The sequence below is a fragment of the Aestuarium zhoushanense genome (genome assembly GCF_056431045.1).
In genome coordinates, this window is the sequence record NZ_JBWKMA010000001.1 from 78,321 (window position 1) to 97,597 (window position 19,277).

General features: G+C 51.5%; 19 protein-coding genes and 1 riboswitch. Of the genes, 9 read left to right on the forward strand and 10 right to left on the reverse strand.

Features of this window, described 5'->3' with window-relative positions; translation table 11 throughout:
• The 5 genes from rfbB (at window position 1) to AC07ED_RS00400 (ending at window position 4,818) form a co-directional block, all read left to right on the forward strand.
• On the forward strand, window positions 1-1,053 hold the full coding sequence (gene rfbB, locus AC07ED_RS00380) for a dTDP-glucose 4,6-dehydratase (protein WP_105236592.1): 1,053 nt from the start codon (window positions 1-3) through the stop codon (window positions 1,051-1,053).
• On the forward strand, window positions 1,050-1,919 hold the full coding sequence (gene rfbD, locus AC07ED_RS00385; protein WP_105236593.1) for a dTDP-4-dehydrorhamnose reductase: 870 nt from the start codon (window positions 1,050-1,052) through the stop codon (window positions 1,917-1,919). The genes rfbB and rfbD overlap by 4 nt, the downstream gene beginning before the upstream one ends.
• Window positions 1,916-2,815: a glucose-1-phosphate thymidylyltransferase RfbA gene (gene rfbA / locus AC07ED_RS00390; RefSeq protein ID WP_105236594.1), complete on the forward strand. Its 900-nt coding sequence runs from the start codon at window positions 1,916-1,918 to the stop codon at window positions 2,813-2,815. The genes rfbD and rfbA overlap by 4 nt, the downstream gene beginning before the upstream one ends.
• A 240-nt stretch (window positions 2,816-3,055) precedes the next feature.
• A riboswitch (SAM-I-IV-variant riboswitch) is annotated at window positions 3,056-3,156 on the forward strand.
• Window positions 3,157-3,207: 51 nt separating this feature from the next.
• On the forward strand, window positions 3,208-3,774 hold the full coding sequence (locus AC07ED_RS00395; protein ID WP_105236595.1) for a hypothetical protein: 567 nt from the start codon (window positions 3,208-3,210) through the stop codon (window positions 3,772-3,774).
• 228 nt (window positions 3,775-4,002) lie between these two features.
• Window positions 4,003-4,818: a helix-turn-helix transcriptional regulator gene (locus tag AC07ED_RS00400; protein ID WP_158664596.1), complete on the forward strand. Its 816-nt coding sequence runs from the start codon at window positions 4,003-4,005 to the stop codon at window positions 4,816-4,818.
• Here the strand turns inward: AC07ED_RS00400 and AC07ED_RS00405 are convergent.
• From AC07ED_RS00405 to AC07ED_RS00420, 4 genes are all read right to left on the reverse strand, one after another.
• Window positions 4,787-5,365 (reverse strand): hypothetical protein, encoded by a 579-nt coding sequence (locus AC07ED_RS00405; RefSeq protein ID WP_105236597.1) that lies wholly within the window; start codon window positions 5,363-5,365, stop codon window positions 4,787-4,789. The two genes, AC07ED_RS00400 and AC07ED_RS00405, sit on opposite strands and share 32 nt — an antisense overlap.
• A gap of 194 nt (window positions 5,366-5,559) precedes the next feature.
• Complete coding sequence (locus AC07ED_RS00410; RefSeq protein ID WP_105236598.1) at window positions 5,560-6,399, reverse strand: glycosyltransferase family A protein; 840 nt, start codon at window positions 6,397-6,399, stop codon at window positions 5,560-5,562.
• Between the two features lie 24 nt (window positions 6,400-6,423).
• On the reverse strand, window positions 6,424-7,305 hold the full coding sequence (locus AC07ED_RS00415) for a hypothetical protein (protein ID WP_158664597.1): 882 nt from the start codon (window positions 7,303-7,305) through the stop codon (window positions 6,424-6,426).
• Window positions 7,306-7,446: 141 nt separating this feature from the next.
• On the reverse strand, window positions 7,447-8,418 hold the full coding sequence (locus AC07ED_RS00420) for a UDP-glucuronic acid decarboxylase family protein (RefSeq protein WP_105236600.1): 972 nt from the start codon (window positions 8,416-8,418) through the stop codon (window positions 7,447-7,449).
• A gap of 713 nt (window positions 8,419-9,131) precedes the next feature.
• Here AC07ED_RS00420 and AC07ED_RS00425 point away from each other — a divergent pair.
• On the forward strand, window positions 9,132-9,518 hold the full coding sequence (locus AC07ED_RS00425; protein ID WP_478241639.1) for a hypothetical protein: 387 nt from the start codon (window positions 9,132-9,134) through the stop codon (window positions 9,516-9,518).
• Window positions 9,509-10,297, forward strand: coding sequence for a hypothetical protein (locus tag AC07ED_RS00430; protein ID WP_158664599.1), 789 nt, complete (start codon window positions 9,509-9,511; stop codon window positions 10,295-10,297). The genes AC07ED_RS00425 and AC07ED_RS00430 overlap by 10 nt, the downstream gene beginning before the upstream one ends.
• An 87-nt stretch (window positions 10,298-10,384) precedes the next feature.
• On the opposite strand, the gene AC07ED_RS00435 is transcribed toward AC07ED_RS00430, so the two are convergent.
• The 3 genes from AC07ED_RS00435 to kdsB form a co-directional block, all read right to left on the reverse strand.
• Entirely contained in the window at window positions 10,385-12,358 is a 1,974-nt protein-coding gene (locus AC07ED_RS00435; RefSeq protein WP_105236602.1) for an acyltransferase family protein, read from the reverse strand.
• A 114-nt stretch (window positions 12,359-12,472) separates the two neighbouring features.
• Entirely contained in the window at window positions 12,473-13,108 is a 636-nt protein-coding gene (locus tag AC07ED_RS00440; RefSeq protein WP_105236603.1) for an HAD family hydrolase, read from the reverse strand.
• Window positions 13,108-13,869, reverse strand: a complete 762-nt coding sequence (gene kdsB, locus AC07ED_RS00445; RefSeq protein ID WP_105236604.1) for a 3-deoxy-manno-octulosonate cytidylyltransferase — start codon at window positions 13,867-13,869, stop codon at window positions 13,108-13,110. Before kdsB ends, AC07ED_RS00440 begins: the two co-directional genes overlap by 1 nt.
• A gap of 85 nt (window positions 13,870-13,954) precedes the next feature.
• Between kdsB and AC07ED_RS00450 the strand changes: the two genes are divergently transcribed.
• Window positions 13,955-15,292: a 3-deoxy-D-manno-octulosonic acid transferase gene (locus AC07ED_RS00450; RefSeq protein WP_105236605.1), complete on the forward strand. Its 1,338-nt coding sequence runs from the start codon at window positions 13,955-13,957 to the stop codon at window positions 15,290-15,292.
• Between the two features lie 110 nt (window positions 15,293-15,402).
• Here AC07ED_RS00450 and AC07ED_RS00455 read toward each other — a convergent pair whose 3' ends face one another.
• Window positions 15,403-16,656, reverse strand: coding sequence for an MraY family glycosyltransferase (locus AC07ED_RS00455; RefSeq protein WP_105236606.1), 1,254 nt, complete (start codon window positions 16,654-16,656; stop codon window positions 15,403-15,405).
• Between the two features lie 288 nt (window positions 16,657-16,944).
• Between AC07ED_RS00455 and nusG the strand changes: the two genes are divergently transcribed.
• Window positions 16,945-17,457, forward strand: coding sequence for a transcription termination/antitermination protein NusG (nusG, locus tag AC07ED_RS00460; protein WP_105236607.1), 513 nt, complete (start codon window positions 16,945-16,947; stop codon window positions 17,455-17,457).
• Here nusG and AC07ED_RS00465 read toward each other — a convergent pair.
• Window positions 17,426-18,388 (reverse strand): class 1 fructose-bisphosphatase, encoded by a 963-nt coding sequence (locus AC07ED_RS00465; RefSeq protein WP_105236608.1) that lies wholly within the window; start codon window positions 18,386-18,388, stop codon window positions 17,426-17,428. The genes nusG and AC07ED_RS00465 overlap by 32 nt on opposite strands.
• 61 nt (window positions 18,389-18,449) lie before the next feature.
• The gene (locus AC07ED_RS00470; protein ID WP_105236609.1) at window positions 18,450-19,112 is read right to left on the reverse strand and encodes a hypothetical protein; all 663 of its coding nucleotides are present in this window, start codon (window positions 19,110-19,112) and stop codon (window positions 18,450-18,452) included.
• Between the last annotated feature and the right edge of the window lie 165 nt (window positions 19,113-19,277).

A 19,277-nucleotide genomic window follows, 5' to 3' on the forward strand; every position in this document is an offset into this window, starting at 1 on the left:
ATGAAGCTACTGGTCACAGGAGGAGCGGGGTTTATCGGCTCGGCCGTGGTGCGGCTGGCGGTGGCACGCGGGCATCAGGTGGTCAACTTGGATGCGTTGACCTATGCCGCTAATCTGGCCAACTTGGCGTCTGTAGCAGATAGCCCGCTTTACGCCTTTCAGCAGGCCGATATCCGCGATCGCGCAGCACTAGATGAGGCCTTTTCAACGCACCAACCCAATATAGTGCTGCATCTGGCTGCGGAATCCCATGTCGACCGCTCTATCGATGGGCCCGCCGATTTTATCGACACCAATATCACTGGCACATTCAACATGCTTGAGGCCGCCCGCAGATATTGGCAGGCTGCAGGACGACCTGATGGCTTTCGCTTTCATCACGTATCGACAGACGAAGTATTTGGCTCGCTACCCGCAGATCCGGCCGTGCAGTTCACTGAGACCACGGCATACGATCCGCGCAGTCCCTACTCCGCCTCGAAAGCCGCGTCAGACCATCTGGTGCGCGCCTGGCATGAGACCTATGGCTTGCCCGTCGTTCTTAGCAATTGTTCCAACAATTACGGACCATATCACTTTCCAGAAAAGCTGATCCCGGTGGTTATTCTGAATGCGCTAGCGGGGCGGGCCCTGCCGATTTACGGCGATGGCAGCAATATCCGCGATTGGCTGTACGTTGAAGATCATGCCGACGCGCTCTTGTTGGTGGCCACAAAGGGCGCGGTGGGGCGCAGTTATAACATCGGTGGCGAGAACGAGCGCACAAACCTGCAGCTGGTGCAAACAATTTGCCAAATCCTTGATCGGTTGCATCCACGAGCGGCGGGGGTTTATTCCGATTTGATTACCTTCGTCACCGATCGCCCTGGCCATGACGCGCGCTACGCCATCGACCCAACGCGCATTCGCGACGAGCTGGGTTGGCGTCCCAGCGTGACGGTAGAAGAAGGATTAGAGCGTACCGTGCGCTGGTATCTCGACAACGAGGCATGGTGGCGCCCGTTGCTAGACCGCAACGGTGTAGGTCATCGGCTTGGAACAGCCGCGCCATGAGCAGTCTGCTGGTTTTTGGCCGGACTGGCCAAGTGGCGCGCGAGCTGCAGTATTTGGCAGAAGCTCAGACGCTGGATCTGCTGGCCCTCGGGCACGAAACAGCCGATCTGACGCAGCCAGGCGCCTGCGCTGCCGCTATCCTCGCCCATCGTCCTCGTGCTGTGATAAATGCCGCCGCCTACACGGCCGTTGACCGCGCAGAAGAGGAAGAAGCACTGACCACTGCCCTCAATGGCAGGGCACCTTCAGAAATGGCTGAAGCGTGTGCCGCGCTGAATATCCCCATGGTACATATCTCCACCGACTATGTATTTCCTGGCCTTGGCCATATTCCGTGGAAACCCAATGATGCCACCGCCCCTACCAACGCCTATGGCCGCAGCAAATTGGCGGGCGAGGAAGGCATTCGCGCAAGCGGTGCAACGTATGCCATCTTGCGCACCTCGTGGGTCTTTTCCGCCCATGGCGCGAACTTCGTAAAAACCATGCTGCGCCTGTCAGGCACACGCGACGAGATCAGCGTAGTGGATGACCAAATTGGCGGACCGACACCGGCACGGGCCATTGCGGCGGCTTGCCTTGCTATCGCACAGCAGCTGCAAGATGCACCCAGCAAGAGTGGCACCTACCATTTCAGCGGCGAGCCCAATGTCAGCTGGTATACCTTTGCCCGCACCATTTTTGAGATGTCGGGCAGATCCACACGCGTCAATGGGATCCCATCCAGCGCATATCCCACGCCGGCCGCTCGCCCGCTGAATGGTCGTCTGGATTGTAACACGACCATGTCCGTATTTGGTTTGCCCCGCCCAAATTGGCAGGCTGGACTGAAGGACTGTTTAATTGATTTAGAGGTTTTAAAATGAAGCAGCGCAAAGGCATAATTCTGGCTGGCGGCTCCGGCACCCGGCTTTATCCCATTACCATGGGCGTCTCGAAGCAGTTGCTGCCAATTTATGACAAGCCGATGATTTACTATCCGCTAACTGTGCTCATGTTGGCGGGCATTCGCGAAATCATGATCATCACGACACCGCATGACCAGGAGCAGTTCATCCGCACGCTAGGCGATGGCAGCCAATGGGGCGTCACGCTGCAGTATAAGGTGCAGCCCAGCCCCGATGGGTTGGCTCAGGCCTTTATTTTGGCTGAAGAGTTTTTGGCTGGCAGCCCCGCGGCCATGGTATTGGGCGATAACATTTTCTTTGGCCACGGCCTGCCAAACCTTCTGCAAGAGGCAGATCAATCCACCGATGGCGCCACGGTGTTTGGCTACCGCGTGTCAGATCCCGAACGTTATGGAGTGGTGGATTTTGACGCAGATGGCACGGTCAAAAACATCATCGAAAAGCCGCCCGTGCCGCCCTCGAACTATGCCGTCACGGGGCTCTACTTCGTTGATGGTACAGCGCCCGCCCGCGCCCGCGCCGTGCGCCCCTCCGCTCGCGGGGAACTGGAAATCACGTCGCTCTTAGAAAGCTACCTGTACGACGGCATTCTTAACGTACAAAAAATGGGGCGCGGATACGCATGGCTCGATACCGGAACCCACGCCAGCCTGCTTGACGCCGGCAACTTCGTGCGCACGCTGACCGAACGCCAAGGCCAGCAAGTGGGCAGCCCCGACGAGGTGGCATTCGAGATGGGCTGGATTGATGCATCCCAGCTTGACACTCGCGCCAAGAAATTCGGTAAGAATGCCTATGGTGATTACTTGGGCAATCTGGCTCAAGCAAAAAAAGTGGTGTCGATTGATGAGTAATAACGCTTGTTTTACAGCCTACTACCTCCGTGGCCGCCTTCGCATCGATTTGGACGAAAACAACGGCTAAACCGTCTCGCGCGCTGAACTAAGGCAGTTCACTGTCGATTAAAGCCGACACCCCAATAGAGTTCGTTATCAGGCATTCTCACCGCTTTTATACACAGTCGAACCGGCCCCAGTGGCCGGTTTTTTTGCCCTACTCCGATTGACACCGACCGACTCACACGTCACCTTCACGTCATTCATCAAGAGCCGGGCCGATGCCCGCACCAACCTGCCCCGCTTGGCAAGGTGGTTTCCGCAAGGGGATGTGGCCACGTGCAACGAAAGAGTACCTCCAAATGCGAAGCCATGCCCACCGGATGGAGCAACCATCCGGAGTAACTACCATGGATCGACGCACCCTCTTAAAATCAGTCCTCGTGGCACCAAGCCTCTTTGCGACCTCGCCCGAGACCTTGGCCGAGCCGCCAGAATTATTGCGACCACACCGCAGGCTCCTGCCCGTCAGCCAGCCGTCTGGAAAAATCCTGCTGCGCACCGACGCGCCCTACACTCCCCGGCCACTCATACGACCCGAGGTCTTAGACAGCCTCTGGGGCGCGGGCGCCCACGAGGTGATCCCCCAGCCGCTGCACTGGCAGATGATCGACGCGGGTTGGTTTTCGGGGGCGGAGCTGTGGGAGCCATTTGAGAGCGAGACGCCCGAGTGGGTCACTTGGCGCAGCCTGCACCACACCGAATGTGAGGCTCATGACCTCCTCGCCACTCTCTTCGGGATTTCGAGCCACTTCATCTTCGGCGGCGGCGACCTGCCTGAGCTGGGGCTGGAAATGCGCGAACACCCCTCAAGCCCGAAGCACGCAACGGCGACAGTCAGCGCAGCCAGATTTCTGGGGAAATTGGCGGAGGAAATCGCGCGTCGCACGGATCAGGTGTCACTGGCGTTGAGTTAGCGAGACGCGGCCTCATCCGAAGCAAATCGGCGTGGCGTTTCCTCGCCATGCAAGCCCAGTTTTTGCTATCACGTCACCCCCCGCCAGCGATCAAGTGCTCCACGCAATTCAGTTTGCCTATCGCGCTATACGAATAGAACAAATTTCTTACGCAATATAGTCTGGCCGGAGCGGTCTGCTTTGCCGATAAGCTGAGTCCAGCGATGAGACCTGGACCCAATAGCACCCGTGAATAATACCAATACCGTCGGCATCTTAAATGCCATCATGACCGCAGAGACCCTCGATAGCGCGTGGCAGAAGCTGTGTGAGGCAATGGCCAGCTACCGGTTCACGCGGCTGATGTATGGGCGGAGCCACTTCACTTCCGGTAGGAACCTCGGCGACGAGGCCGACTACATGGTGCTCAGCAACCACGACCCCGAGTACTCCGATTTCTTCATCCGGAGTGGCAAGTTTAAGAGATCCCCGTTTTTCATATGGTCGTTTTACAATACAGGCTTCGTGAGTTGGTCAAAGGTCGCAAACCTCCCAAAGGAGGCGCTTGCCTCGGCCGGAGATTTACTCGAGGCAAACGCGCGCTTCGGCGTCACCGCGGGCTACACCGCAAGTTTCCCCAATGCCCTTCCTGGGCAAAAATCTGTGGCCTCCATATGTGCCGCCCGAGGGATGACGCAACACGACGTCGATTTCATCTGGAATTCTTACCAACAAGATCTTGAGGCGATCTGGAACACCTTCGACCTCAAGGCGCGGTCCCTGCCCTTCCCCTCGAATGAAGGTCGACTATCCGCCAAACAGCGCGAGATTTTGGGCTGGATTGCACGCGGCAAAACGGGACAGGAAATCGCCATCATCCTCGGTGTTACCCTCTCGACGGTCGAGAAACACCTGAAGTCGGCCCGCGATGCACTCGACGTGCTGACCACGGCTCAGGCCGTGGCAAAGCTGAGCTTCATGAACCAGCTCCATGTCGACCAAGACAACGAAGAGCGCGTCAAGGCAGCCTTCACTAAATCTTCAGCCGACGCAGAGATCGGTTAAAAAAGACCAAGACGACGAGGAGGACAAAGGTCCCGCCGATGTCGCCGATCAGAAACGATAGCAGCTGCACGAGATCATCCTCAAAGGAAAACGTATCGCGGTAGGCGATCGTGTGACCGAGAGAATTGAATACGGATCCAACACCCGCGAGCAGGATTAACATCCGCCACGAGGCCCGCGTGCCGCCGCCGTCGAGATAGAGGTCGTGACCCGCGACACGGAAGATCTCAAAGGCGAGGAAGCAGGATACGCCACCGACCACTGCGCCCTGTAGAAGTGGGACGAGTGGCAAATTTAGGAAGCCTAGGAAGTGTATGCAAAGCGCCTCACCGACAATGAGCGGCAGGATCGCGCGGATCCCAAAGAGCCAGACGCCGATTACCCGCACACCGTGAGGCAGGAAGAGCAAAGTCCCCACGAGCGTCGGCGCGATAAGATCCTGCAGCGGGCGAGTGACATACTGGACCAGCAAAAAGGCGACGCAGTAAACGCCAAACACTGCAAATTCGGGGGAGAACGCCTTAAGGGTTAGTTCTAGCCGCTTCATTGATTAACTTTCGCCTAAGCCATTACCATAAGTAGGACAGACAGGAACGAGGATCACCTGCGGAAATCCGCAGCTACGACTAAAATCGGATAAGAAGGGCCAGAGTCCCTCAGGTGACACACTTTACCGACGTGGAAGATGGCCCTGAAGGCCCGATAACGTTTACTCAAATTGACACAAAGATCAAAGAAGAATTAGATATCTCCATCCTCGAACAAATATGAATATTTTTCCCAAACACCAAGGTTAGAGATACAAAACTTTATTGCTTCATAATTTAATGCATTACGCGCCTTTCCATCAAAACTAGATGTGGTCAAAGAATGCTCGCTGCGCCCTAAATCCTTCCCATTTATTTCCAATGCAGAACTCTTATATTTCCTTTTAACGTCGCAATAATGAACTCGCGTACCAGCTAAATTCAAATTTGCGGAAAGCCAAATGTCATCCACTGGCCAACACTGGACCGGTACATCAAAAACCTGGTCGTTAAAAAATGACGGCCTTACAAGAACTCCCCCAAATCCCTCTACGATATCAGGATTTCTCGCCTTATCTCTATCATAAAAATGATAGGGGTCAAAACCACCCAGAGTAAGTGCCCTCTTTAGCCGATAAGATAGACCTTTCTTGACACCTCGATGCGAAATAACCGCCTTCATGATTGGCATGCATTCGTCCGCAATAGCGTGGCCAGGCCTCTTCAATGAGAGGCTATATAGTCGCTCAAGCCAATGAGTTGGATAAACCCGATCATCATCACAGTAAACTATAGTTACATCTCTGCCATGGTACTTCTTTAGTGTTGGTAATATTTTTGTTGCAGGTCCGACGTCGTCACACTGAACAACCGTGAAATCTTCAGGTATCTCAGCCAATTCAGCTTGGCTAAAGCCTCGATGTTTGTAATCGCGCGGAAGGTTCAACTCAACACGATCTGGCTTCAACGTCTGCATACGAAGCGATTGGATCATGTATTTGAGATATTTAACTCTTGGCGGTATTGTAGTGAGGGAAACGACAATCTCAGACATTTTTGATATCTTCATACATCAAGTTTAATTATTCTCGTAAAATTCATTGAACGTAATTCTTTTTCTAGCAAAATCGCACCGCTCAAAAAAACACTCAATTCTCTTATTGAAACCATCCTCTGCGATCTCAGCAATATTATTTGCAATAAAAACAGGATATCTCTTAAACATATCATCCAACGGCGAAGAGATGGTAACAACTCCGCAACCAAGGCCAAGAGCCTCCCAGGTACGATGACAGTCGTAGCCGTTTCCCGGTAGTGACAGCACATATTTATGCTCTGCATACGTACTCCAGAGAGCAAGCTGCGAAATTCTTTCGGGGAGAAAAGAAAAGTTTTCGTTACCTTTCAATAGTTGCGACGCAACATTCCTAACTCTATTTGTATGATTCAGATTTATATCGGAAAAAATTTTATTCTTCCTGAATCTAAATTTAGAAGATTTTTCGGCGATTTTTCTATAACTTTCAAATAAATTTCCACCCATACCATCTTTTCGGTATGTATGAAGATCAAGACCAATTGGGATGTGCCTAAGCTTTTTATTCTGATAGTCAGTGTTATCCAAATTTTGCGCATAGATCGCTCGGCATAAAGGATGGCTTAAGATTAAACTCACACTTTCGCCATTTGCATCGCCCGGAAAGGTTAAATCTCCATCACTGCAAAACAGTATGAACGGCACTTCTTGATACGGCAGTACTGTATTCACAAAATGATCAAGGTTTGGAAACTTTCGACTACCGGTTTTTAGCCAATAACTCGAACTGTTTTTCTTATAGATTTTCGAAAACTCTTTCTCGGACGTCAAACTTTCAGTTGCTGAGTAAATATTATCAATTCCACCGTATGATTCTGCACGAAACGCCCATCCTTTTGAATACGGAAACTCAATACTAGGCAATATGCTATCCCGAACGAGATACCTCTTAACTAAGATGGAATTGATTTTCTTGGAAAATTTCTTTCTCACCATTAAGCACCCCAAATAGGAGATTTCAATTTGTAGATACCATCTACCAGCATTGCACTTCTCTAATTCACGTCACACGTGCTTCAATTCAGCAACGCGGCTGCGGAAGTAGTCGATAGTCCTAATGAGGCCTTGCTCCAGATCGACTTTGGGTTCCCAATTGAGGGCTGACTTAGCCAAGGAGATATCTGGGCGGCGTTGCTTGGGGTCGTCAGATGGTAGGTCTTGGAAAGTAAGCTTGGATTTAGAGCCTGTCAGTCCGATGACCTTCTCGGCGAGTTCGAGCATCGTGAACTCACCTGGGTTGCCCATATTAATCGGTCCGGTAACCTCAGATGGGCTCTCCATAAAGCGGATGAATCCTTCCACCAAATCATCAACATAGCAGAAGGATCGGGTCTGCGAGCCGTCACCATAAATCGTAATTGGATCGCCTATCAGGGCTTGGACGATAAAATTAGAAACAACGCGACCGTCTGCGTGGTGCATGCGCGGGCCATAGGTGTTGAAAATTCGGACGACCTTAATGTTGAGGTTGTGCTGACGGTGGTAATCAAAGAATAGGGTTTCAGCGCAACGTTTGCCTTCGTCATAGCAAGACCGGATGCCGATCGGATTAACGTTCCCCCAGTAGCTCTCGGGTTGAGGGTGCACGGAAGGATCGCCGTAGACTTCGCTCGTCGACGCTTGGAAAATTTTACAGTTCAAGCGCTTCGCGAGGCCGAGCATATTGATGGCCCCGTGAACAGAAGTCTTAGTCGTCTGGACCGGATCGTATTGGTAGTGAACCGGTGATGCAGGGCAGGCGAGGTTATAAATCTCATCGACTTCCAAATAAAGCGGGAAGGTCACATCATGTCGAATGAACTCGAACCGATTGTGGTTATGTAAGTGGTCAATGTTCCGTTTGCTTCCCGTGAAAAGGTTGTCGGCGCATATCACTTCGTGACCTTGCTCAAGCAGGCGATCAATCAGATGAGACCCGACAAAGCCAGCCCCGCCAGTAACCAGAATGCGTTTACGGCTGTCGTAGAGGCGTGTCATAAAGTTAGTCCTTTACTTCTAAACAATCACAAAACGCTGTGGACAGCGAATTTTCATGACCCAGTTGCTTCCTAAGCAACCAAAAACCTCGTACTATGAGATGGTCAAAAAGTTAAAGAAAAAGAACAACGTCGCAAAATTTAATCACGTCTTCCGACCCACCGATCGCTATAAGAGACACCTATCATCCGATATCAGTTAATCGTTCAAGGTTAGATAGAAATCAGGTACATAAGGTAAAATCAATGGCCAAAATATCACGATGCTAAACAATATTCCTCGCCAAATCGTCGTCACACTGACAGCAATCCCCCCCCGATTTGATAGCCTCCCAAGGCGCTTTAAGGCGATAGAGAACCAAACCATTAAGCCCGACAAAGTCGAACTCACCTTACCACGTACGTATAGGCGTTTCCCCGGGGAACGCCCTAGACTTCCTACTCTGCCGGAATGGGTAACAGTCATTGAATGCGACGAAGATTTTGGTCCGGCAACTAAGATTTTGCCTGCAGTAAAGCGCTGGCGCGGCACTGCCACCGACCTCTTGGTTTGCGATGATGATAGGCGCCAAGACAAACGCTGGATAGAGCGCCTGACCCAAGGCCGATCGACAAAACCCGACCACATCATTTGTGAACGGGGTTGGAACATTGACGAACGCTTCGGCATACGCCAACAAAGACCGGCCTTGCCTCGGGCGACCTTGAGCCCAAATGGAGGACGAACTGCATTATATAGTTTTAAAAGGTTACTTACCATGGGGTTGGTCCACCCCCCCCAGAAGGGTCTATGCAAAAGCTGGTCACGTCGATGTATTTGAAGGATTTCTCGGGGCTTTAATTCCAGTCAACTCAATACCTGATGAAGCTTTTAAAATACCAGATATTGTTTGGACAGTTGATGATGTTTGGCTTTCAGGTATGGCCGCAACTACAGGGACAATGATATGGGTAGGTAACGAGGCACGACCAGTCTACTCTGATGGAACTATTGATAAAACAGCATCACTCAGGGACCATGTCGAAAATGGCGTTGGACGAAATGAGGCAGATCAATTGGCTGTAAATTACCTACGTAAAAAATACGAAATATGGCAATGAAAAGAGCGGCATCAATCGTTACAATGAAATGGGGCACGTTGTTTGGCCCTGATTATGTCAATGTGCTTTACCGCGCTTGCAAGTCGGCATCGACCATTCCCTTTAGTTTCATATGTTTCACTGAAGATGCGGAGGGGTTGGATCCCGATATTATAGTAAAGCCACTACCTCAAATTGGCCTGCGTCCTGAAGAATGGTATCAGCGTGGCGTCTGGCCAAAACTAGCCCTATACCAAAAAGATCTAGCTGGATTAGACGGACGCTGTCTCTTCATCGACCTTGATATGATGATACTGCGTGATCTAGATGCATTTTTATCCCATCGAGCTCCATTCATAACCACTGACATGGGAAACAGCTGGCACCCAGGCATTACTCGTAAAAATCCAGAACCTGGAACATGCGTATTCGCTTTTAACATCGGCCAAGAAACACAGATTTTAGACGCTTTCTTGGCTGACCGTGAGGCGGCTAAACTTAATTTTCAAAACGAACAGGACTTTGCTGGAGCCCATGCAAGTTCCATGGATTTTTGGCCCGAAGGTTGGGTAATTAGCTTTAAACGCTGGTTGAGGCGGCCTATTGGTGTCGATCTTTTCGTACCGCCGCGACGTCCACCGGAGGATGCGAAAATCTTAGCGTTTCACGGAGACCCACGCCCAGTTGACCTGATGCGCCCAGGATTAAATTTCTGGGACAAGTTTCCCCATATGGGTCATGGACAAATTGATTGGATAGTCGACTATTGGAAGCGATTTGGCGGTACTGTGAACACGTAAAATCTTATCTATTGTGTTAAAAGTGATATTATTCATGAATTCACCATCACCGACTACTAAATGTAATCCTATTTTCATTCAGTATTTTTAGTGAAAATTAGTCATTATCTGCTTCATAATTAAGTCGACACCAAAGATAGACGGATGATTATTATCCGAATACAGCAAATCACTTTTGACAATGGTATGGCAAACCTCTCGATCACAAAACTCTTCCGCTGGATCGAGAAACACAACGCGTTCTGGATTGGCTAGCTCATCAGCAGCCATCTCAAACATTGCACGGCTATTTTCTGACGCAGATAAATAGTCTTGATATGGAAAACCATCCGTAGATGGCAAGTCATCCCCACGCAGCATCTGCAATGCCCGCGTCCTTGGAACATCATAGCCAGGCACAGGAACGCCTGAGATTATTATTAGCTTTCGGCCAGTACTCGTAATACGATCGACGGTCTCCACAAAATTTCTACGGAACGCGCCGAGACGTTCGTCTTCTGTCAAGCTTGGTCCGAGGTCGACGTCATAGGCAAAACCACCGTCAGCATTGAAGTAGTTTTGCCAGACAGCAAACATCACCGCGATCTCTAGTTCGTCGTGAGCATCGAGATAATCCAAAACCATGTCGTTGTATTCGACACACTTTTCCCCAATCCGCTGTTCGAAAACCCGCATATTCTGGACAGGCAAACAGGACGATAGCGTAAATACTCTGAGAGACTCATTTCTTTGGGCCAGAATTTCGCCCAATCCATCTGCCAACCGATTTGCATGACTGTCACCCAAAAGCACATATCGAGGCGCGACGGTCGCGCCCAATACACAAGATGTGTCGAGATCGAGCCCCGAGACGCGGTCCCTAACCAATAGACAACGTTTATGATTAGGACCGTAAGAGTACTTCATATCGAGTACCTCAGATATGCCCGGAGGCATCCGATGCGGGTACCCGAGCGTGAAATGGGCACCCAAGGCGCAAAAGAAAATAGCCAAACTACCAGCCCACAAGAGCCTACTCGATGATCGACGCGATAAGCGCCCGTCACGAAATGGGTTCTCAATGGCTAAGTAGCTAAAATAGGCTAAAACAAGTGTAAGTGACAGGATCACCAGCTGCTCAAACAGTGTGTCCAAACTGCCCAATTTATATTCATAAAAGCTAATTATGGGCTGATGCCACAGGTATCCGGAGTAACTGATCAGACCAAACCATCTGACAGGCTTCAGCGAAAGAACGGATGGAACGGACAAGTTCGGATGATTGCAAACGAGCAAGCCAAATGTGCCTAGAACCGGAAGAAGTGTCCAAAATCCAGGCCAAGCAACACCACCCGGCACAATAAGGACACCCATAACGATTAAGGTAAGGCTGAAGATCTGAACAATATTGGAGAAGGTAGAGCTGCGAATTTTCCAATTCACTTGGCTTGCCACTATCCCGAGCAATAGCTCCCACGCCCGCGTGTGGAGTAGGTAAAAACTGCTTTGAGGAAAGCGCTCAAACATAATTACTGCGAGAGCAAAACTGATCAAAGTTAGGCAAATCAATACCTTATTGAGCCACCTGTCACCCAACCGCAAGACAACAATCAATAGCAGTGGCGCGAACAAGTAAAACTGCTCCTCCACCCCAAGGCTCCAAGTATGGACGAGGGGGTCGTTTGCGGCTTCCGGATTGAAATAGTCAATCCGCTCCATAAACCATACGTTGGACAACCAAATGACTGCGCTGAAGGCCGCCCCAAAGAAATATTGATAGTCATACGGAAGCAGCCAAAAATACCCTACGACCATGCAACTTATGATCACAAAGTAAAGCGCAGGCAAAATTCGTCGAAATCGCCTTGAATAGAACTCCCTAAACGAAAAACTTCCGGACTGGACAGAATTCACAATCTGTCCGCCGATTAGGTAACCTGAAATGACAAAGAATACATCGACGCCTGAATACCCAGATCCAAAGAACTCAAATCCCAGATGATAGAAGAAAACACTGAGGAATGCGATTGCCCGCAAGCCATCAACATCTTTGCGGTAACAGATGTGTTGACTATTATTCATTAAGATTAGAACCTTAGATTTAGCAGGTCATGCACAAGAAGCCGTATATCAACAATGCGGCGTTTAAAGTTGAACAATCATCACGCTGGAAAAGCTTGATCGATTACCGACCCACTATGATGCATCCAATACATCAATGAGCATACCCAGTTCGGCTATCTCTCTTATGGAGTTGCACAGGTTACTGGGCAGTCGGTTCTGCCCCTGATCCCCAAAGAACACAAAATCCATGCCCGAATTCAATGCAAATTGAAAATCGAAGATCATGTCGCCAACGTAGAGAACTTCCGCGGGTTTGACGTCGAAGTTCTTAAAGATGTCACGTCCGGCGATAGGATCAGGCTTGCCACGGATGTAGTCATCTCCACAAACCAGCAGATCATATTCGAAACCCATTTGCTCTACCACGAGTTCGGCATTCATGCGTGGCTTGGACGTGATGATCGAAACGGAATATCCGCGGCTTTTAAGCGTCGAGAGCAGACCAATGGCCCCTTCAATCATTGAAACTTCGTGTCGCAGAGCCTTTGTCGTCTCAAAGTAAAAGTCGGACAAGTCACGCTCGTATGCCTCTAACCCGAGCTGCTCCATGATCTTTGGGAACGGTAAGCCAACGTATTTTTTGTAATTTGAGAAGCCGCATTTGATGGACAGCTCGGCCGTGGCGTGCTCCCACGCCTTTTTCATCACGGGGAACGAGTTGATGAGCGTGCCATCGAGGTCGAATGAAACGTGTTTAATATGGCGCATCACAGGACATTCGGCTTAATGAGTTCTAGGAACACCTTATCGCGCTCCATCATGCGGCAGGCGAGAGTGTAATCTTCTTCGGTATCGACAGACAGACTGACGCCATCTTGCCTGAATGTCCCGATGGCCACGCCCAGTTCAATGAGACGCATCAACTCTACGCGTTCGATGTTTTCAAGCGGTGTCGGCTCAGATGCCACGAATTTCTTGAGTCCAGACAGGCGGAAACCAATAATGCTGAGGTGCTTTTTCATCGGCTGCCGGATATCCCCGAAATAGCAGGGAATATCGCTGCGAGAGAAGTAGATCACGCGATCCCCGTGAGACACCATCTTAACCCGGTTAAGATTTCCGTACTCGTCGATCATTTGGTGCGGGACGACACACTCATAGTCCGTTTTGCGGGTAAAATCGGCAACTTCCTGAATGTACTCAGGGAGAACAAACGCCTCATCCCCCTGAACATCGATAATGATATCATAGTCCTGAAGGCCCATGACATCTGCGGCTTCGGCGATCCGCTCAGTCCCATTACGATGAGTAGACTTAGTCATGCAGACGTCTACGCCAAACTTTTCGCATACCATCAAAATCTCGGGCGAGTCCGTGCAGACCACAACGCGATCGACACCGGCTGCCAATTGAGAACGCTTCGCCACGTGCACAATCATCGGCAGGCCTGCGATCTTCTTAAGCGGCTTATCGGGGAGGCGGGTGCTCTCCATCCGAGCAGGAATGAGTACGACAGTCTGAGTAGACATTGATTGTGATGCCTTTTCCAAATTATGTTGCCTGAGAGCTGATCTATCGCCAGTTCGCTGGCTCTGCTCTCAAATAGGTACCTCAATGAATGACATAATCGCAATCGATCCACGTTCCAAGGATGACTATGTCAAAGCGACACTGAAACAGGTCCCTCTGGCGCATCGCATACTGCTCGGCGTCTATTTGATGATTACGCGCCTACTCCCGACAAGCCTGATTTTATACTTGGTTCGGCGCGCCGCGAAAAAGAACCCTGAAGAGAACTATGACCGCGCATACGAACGCGTCGCCCTGAACCTACCCGAGCGCCCCGCTGGAAAGCTCTATTGGATGAACTCCATCGGACCTGGGGATTCAACGGCGAACCAGGCTCTCCTCGCTAAACTCTTAGCCAGCGACCCAACAGCTCTCGTTCTCGTCACGACCCGCACAGTATCCGCCCAAGGGATATTCTCCCGTTGGAAAGATAATCCACGTGTGATCAGACAGCTGGCATCGCATGATGGTCTCTACATTAGCCGCCGATTTCTCGATCACTGGAAGCCATCGGTCGCGATCTTTTGCGAACGTGATTTGTGGCCAAACATGTTGACCGAATTACGAAAGCGCAGGGTCCCAACTGCAGTCGTAAACGGACAACTGGACGGACGACTGCTTGAAGATTTTGGAAAACTCCAAGACCTCGGCAAATGGTTCTTGGCTCACATCGACTACATCCATTTCATCACGGAAGCTTCTGCAAAGATGGCAAACGACGTCATGCGGCCAGACGCGATAAAATTTCTTGGGAAAAACCTCAAACTGGATTGCGAACCTCTTCCCTCAACACCCGATCTACGCGAGCAATTGAACTCAGTCTGGGGGGCGCGCCAAATTTTCACGGCCGCATCAGTCGCAACTGGCGAAGTCCGTATCGTTTTGGACGCATTTCTGCAGGCCCATGCTCAAGACCCAAACCTGCGAATGATCTTAGTTCCAAGGTGGAAGGAACAGTCAGACGATTTCCTAGCTGCCGCAAAAGAGTTCGGGCTAACGGCTCCACGACGCTCAATTGAGGGCCTGCCAAAACAAGAGGCCCCTGTCTTTATCGCTGACAGCTACGGCGAGCTCGGCACATGGTACGAGGCCTCATATGCGGCCTTTATCGGAGACACCTTTAACCAAGGCGCAGGCCACAATGCCTATGAGGCGATCTTGAAAGGGATCCCGATCGTCGCTGGCGGCATTGGGCGCCTCTTCAAAGATGACTTTGAGGACTTAGTTTCGGCGGGTGTCGGTATAATCACGCCGGACAGGGCGCATCTTCGAGACGCTATTGTTCGCCTTAGGTCCCGACCGCTTAACGATGACGTTCAGGCATATTTGTCAAATCAAGGGACAGCAGCGAAGGTGACTGAGGTCCTGACCCATTTAGGGTAACGACCAAGTCTAAATGCCCGATAACACCTATCCCCGCGCTATAGAAACAAACTATATTCTGAAGGTCGGAATAGCTCACTCCCGACAAAAGACTAATCCAAGTAATCAATCTAAAGCTGAGAACCAGACGTGAGCTCTTCTCGAGGAACGCGACGTGGAGCGGCCATAGATTGCTCAGGTGCCACCTTAAACACCGCCACAGGCTTCGCAGGCCCAGCAAATGTAGGACCCTCCCGCACGACCGAAATGCGCGGATCGCTACGACGACGATAAACCCGCGCCATGTCGGCAGCAAAAAAGTACGTTCCCCAGAATAAGCCCAAAAATACCACGGCGAAGCCAAACGCCAAAAGCGGATTGTTCCAAAGCAGAACACCGGCCAAGGGCGGCGCAGCGACAAACGGCGCGAGCACAAGTGTCGTCAACGGGTTCGCGAGGTTACGACGACCGCGTCCCAGGACCAAGATCTCAAGACTCCGCATGACAAGCTGGTGCGCATGAAGCCGATCAGGGGCCATCGCATCTCGTTTGCTCCGCGACCGACGATACATGGCCAGCAGCGTGTCACAGAGCGGCCAATAAACGGTCAATAGGATCGACCATGCCGAAACGCTCAGCGCGGCATTGAGGAGTGCAATCCCAAACCAAGCCAAAACGAAACCAAGCGTGTAGGCCCCCGCGTCTCCCAAAAAGATCATTCCACGCGGATAATTGACAAGGACGAACCCAGCGACCGCACATGCAAGAAATAGCGAGACAAGAGCCATCACGTCATTGCCCGCCTGAACCGAAATAGCAGCCAAGGCCAGCGCCGCGACGATCCCAGTATAGCCCGATAGCCCGTTCACACCGTCAATCAGGTTAAAACCATTCGCGACACCAGCCGTGATGAACAGCGTCACGGGCACCCCAATGATCCAATAGCCCATCGCTACATCGACGTAAGGTATATTCAGGCGCGGCAGCCAAATGCCCAACATTACCACCGCAGCGAGGCTCGCACCAACAGCAGCGAGCAACCTCCAGCGCGGACTGATACCGAAGCCGAGATCCTCTGCCAGACCGACAAAGAACAAAAGCCCCGCAGCGACCAAGAAGGACGGATAGCTCACCGCGATCGTTTCGGGCACATAGAAAACCGTCAGAACGAGGGCGGTGAAAATCGCAACGCCCCCTACTCTCGGCGTGGGTTTAGAATGCGCCGACTGAACAGCGGACACATTCGCAGATTGGCCACATAGGATCGGGAAGTGGCGAGCAAATAGAACGAGCAGACGCGCAACCGCAAAAGCCACCGAAAAGGTGACAAACAGCGATACCCAGTTGTTCACTAGTAGCTCTACAGCCATCTCACGAATTCCCATATCTGTCACCCACTACAACCCTATCAAAATATCATTTTGATACTAACTGCGGAATACCGCAAAATACAACCCTAGGCCAAATTTAGGCCCTGTCTTCATCAATGATTCCCGCTATACGGCAAACTAACCATTTTTGCCATCATTCTAGGCAGCGCTTTTCAACCTTGACTTGACCACTAACCACATTTTCACGGAACCGGTACCGACACAAATAGACCCTAAATGATCCGCGCTATGAATTTTTACATAGATGCGTTAGAGATTGCTCAAATTTGAACGAGATTGATTATGACCACTGCTTCTCAAATCCACTGGTTTGTTGTTCAGAACAAACCTAATGCGTTCAAACTGGCGCAAAAAAACCTCGAACGTCAGGGGTTTCGCACCTTTCTCCCCATGATCGACTCAACCAAACGGAACGGCTCGCGGTTCATTCAGTCCGTCAAACCATTGTTCCCTGGTTACTTCTTTGTCGGCTTTGATCCCGACACAGCCCCGTGGCGCAAGGTGAACAACACCGTTGGCGTAGCGCGACTTGTGACCTTTGCCAATAAACCCTCCCCTGTTGCCCAAGATCTGATCGACGGCATCATGGCCCGTAGCGATCAGAACGGTAAACTTATGCCCCCACCCACGCTCAAGGCTGGTGACGAAGTCGAAATCACCTCGGGCCCCTTTGCGGAATTCGTGGCGACCATTGAAAAGATCGACGCGGAGAAGCGTGTTTGGCTCCTCCTAGACTTCCTCGGTCAAAAGACCCGCGCACAAGTTACTCAGGAACAGCTTGCGTTAACCGCTTAACCTCGGACTTCGCTCCGAGGATCAGACCCACTCGCTGGTGATGATCCTCGGGTTGCAGGTCGAGGATATCGCTCACGCCGTTCGTCGCTGCAGCGCCCGCTTGCTCCATGATCATCGCCATCGGGTTCGCCTCATACATCAGCCGCAACCGACCACCCTTATCCCGCAGCTTTGCATCGACGGGATACATGAACACGCCGCCCCGCATCAGGATGCGATGAACCTCGGCCACGAGGGAGGCAATCCAGCGCATGTTGAAATCCTTGCCGCGCGGACCGTCTTTGCCGGCGAGGCACTGTTCAACATACTCCCGCACAGGCGCATCCCAGAACCGCATCCGCGACATGTTCACCGCGAACTCAGCCGTTTCTTCGGCCACACGAATATCGCCGTGGGTCAAACGGAAATCACCCGTCCCGTGCCGCGCAGAGAACCCGTGGACCCCCTGCCCCATCGTCAGCACCAGCATCGTCGACGGACCGTAGATCGCATAACCCGCCACGATCTGATCCCGCCCCTTACGCAAAACCGTCCGATCGCCGTCCGCCTGCACCTGCATGACCGAAAAGATCGACCCGACGGTCATGTTCACGTCCAAATTGGACGACCCGTCCAGCGGATCAAAGTAGAGGATGTAATCCCCCGCCTTCGGTTCCTTGAGCCACTGAACCTCGTCCATCTCCTCAGAAACCAACGCGGCCACGTGGCCACCGTTACACGTCTCAAGGAAGATATCATTCGCCACGATGTCGAGCGGCTTTTGTGCCTCGCCCTGAACGTTCGTCTCATCCGTTTGCCCAAGGTTTCCCTCAAACGCCATGTCACGCACATGACTGGCAATACGGGCACAGCTCGCTGCTATATCTTCGATCAGGAAAACGAGCGACGGATCAGTGTCCGTTGCCGTTAGGAAATGACGCAAGCTCTGCATGACGGGACCTTTCGAATGCAGGGCAGATGTACCGCCCTGCAGCTTTGGTCACAAGCGACGATCAGTCGTCGTCGTGGTCCGAACCGTGATCATCGTCATGATCATCATCACCGTGATCATCGTCATGATCGGAGCCGTGGTCATCGTCATTGTCGTCATTCGAGTCATGATCGGACCCATGATCATCATCGTTGCTGTCGTCGTCATAACCGACAGAGTGATCGTCTGACCCGCCTACATGATCGTTGTCATCGTTCGAACCGTGATCATCTGCTTCGACGTAAACCGTCTCGCCGGCAGCTGTAGTTACGGTCGTATATACATCGTCGCTACCAGCTTTTGGCGCGCTGCGAAGTTCACCAGCTTCGACCAAAATCACGTCGCCAGTTGCGGTCGTAACTTCAACCAGAAGGTCGTCCGAACCACGAACTTCGCCAAGGTGCTTCTGTTCGATCTCTTGGATCGTGCCCGCAACAACTGCTGCATCATTGGTCTCAACGCGCTGGCTCACAACTTCGCCGGTCGAGTTATCGAGGACGACAGTCGTTTCCAGACCAGTCGGCGAATAGGCCTCAACCGAAGAGTTCAGAACGCCGCGGCGAACCGAAAAATGTGTGTAGCCCTGCGCAAACAGGCTGTCGATCTGCGCTTGAACAAAGTCCTGAGCAGAAGCTGCAGTAACCGAAAGTGCGAGCGCGATGGCGGCAAACGAAAGTGTTTTCATGTCTAGTCTCCAAGTGTTCGACGCAACGTTGTCTACTGCGCCTTCGATGGGACCGTTATGACCGCCGCATCCCCACCCCCAAATATGCCAAAGGTGTATTTTGAGCCGTTTTTTGCCTCTATACCGATGGTTTATGGCAATTTTAGTAGGATTAGCCCTAAGTCT

Excerpts from the sequence above, each read along its gene's own strand:
- AC07ED_RS00425 (WP_478241639.1), top strand. The coding sequence starts at position 9,132 with ATGGAGGACGAACTGCATTATATAGTTTTAAAAGGTTACTTACCATGG.
- AC07ED_RS00455 (WP_105236606.1), bottom strand. The coding sequence starts at position 16,656 with ATGGGAATTCGTGAGATGGCTGTAGAGCTACTAGTGAACAACTGGGTA.
- AC07ED_RS00450 (WP_105236605.1), top strand. The coding sequence starts at position 13,955 with ATGAATGACATAATCGCAATCGATCCACGTTCCAAGGATGACTATGTC.
- AC07ED_RS00410 (WP_105236598.1), bottom strand. The coding sequence starts at position 6,399 with ATGTCTGAGATTGTCGTTTCCCTCACTACAATACCGCCAAGAGTTAAA.
- AC07ED_RS00470 (WP_105236609.1), bottom strand. The coding sequence starts at position 19,112 with ATGAAAACACTTTCGTTTGCCGCCATCGCGCTCGCACTTTCGGTTACT.
- rfbB (WP_105236592.1), top strand. The coding sequence starts at position 1 with ATGAAGCTACTGGTCACAGGAGGAGCGGGGTTTATCGGCTCGGCCGTG.
- rfbD (WP_105236593.1), top strand. The coding sequence starts at position 1,050 with ATGAGCAGTCTGCTGGTTTTTGGCCGGACTGGCCAAGTGGCGCGCGAG.
- rfbA (WP_105236594.1), top strand. The coding sequence starts at position 1,916 with ATGAAGCAGCGCAAAGGCATAATTCTGGCTGGCGGCTCCGGCACCCGG.
- AC07ED_RS00420 (WP_105236600.1), bottom strand. The coding sequence starts at position 8,418 with ATGACACGCCTCTACGACAGCCGTAAACGCATTCTGGTTACTGGCGGG.
- kdsB (WP_105236604.1), bottom strand. The coding sequence starts at position 13,869 with ATGTCTACTCAGACTGTCGTACTCATTCCTGCTCGGATGGAGAGCACC.
- nusG (WP_105236607.1), top strand. The coding sequence starts at position 16,945 with ATGACCACTGCTTCTCAAATCCACTGGTTTGTTGTTCAGAACAAACCT.
- AC07ED_RS00440 (WP_105236603.1), bottom strand. The coding sequence starts at position 13,108 with ATGCGCCATATTAAACACGTTTCATTCGACCTCGATGGCACGCTCATC.
- AC07ED_RS00405 (WP_105236597.1), bottom strand. The coding sequence starts at position 5,365 with ATGAAGCGGCTAGAACTAACCCTTAAGGCGTTCTCCCCCGAATTTGCA.
- AC07ED_RS00430 (WP_158664599.1), top strand. The coding sequence starts at position 9,509 with ATGGCAATGAAAAGAGCGGCATCAATCGTTACAATGAAATGGGGCACG.
- AC07ED_RS00395 (WP_105236595.1), top strand. The coding sequence starts at position 3,208 with ATGGATCGACGCACCCTCTTAAAATCAGTCCTCGTGGCACCAAGCCTC.
- AC07ED_RS00435 (WP_105236602.1), bottom strand. The coding sequence starts at position 12,358 with ATGAATAATAGTCAACACATCTGTTACCGCAAAGATGTTGATGGCTTG.
- AC07ED_RS00465 (WP_105236608.1), bottom strand. The coding sequence starts at position 18,388 with ATGCAGAGCTTGCGTCATTTCCTAACGGCAACGGACACTGATCCGTCG.